The 228-nt window shown below is 49.6% G+C and carries 1 protein-coding gene; it reads right to left on the bottom strand.

Translation table 11 applies throughout. The features are described from left to right. Positions 1–16: 16 nt before the first annotated feature. Positions 17–228, bottom strand: a 212-nt coding sequence (locus tag CLOSYM_RS23155) for a hypothetical protein (protein WP_021640904.1), incomplete at its 5' end; no start/stop codon positions are given.

Raw genomic sequence — 228 nt, 5'->3', positions numbered from 1 at the left:
TTCGATCCACAGGCTCTTACGAGCCTGACCATTGTTGGTTCCGGGGTATAGGTACACCACAAAGGGTTTCGATCCACAGGCTCTTACGAGCCTGACCAAATTCAACCCGGTAACGAAGTTGTTTGAACGGCGTTTCGATCCACAGGCTCTTACGAGCCTGACCGTATTTTGGATACGAAATCAAACAGAGCTTCATTGTTTCGATCCACAGGCTCTTACGAGCCTGAC

Origin of the sequence: [Clostridium] symbiosum ATCC 14940, from assembly GCF_000466485.1 — a bacterium.
Taxonomy (GTDB): domain Bacteria; phylum Bacillota; class Clostridia; order Lachnospirales; family Lachnospiraceae; genus Otoolea; species Otoolea symbiosa.
This window is presented reverse-complemented; position numbering and strand designations above follow the sequence as displayed.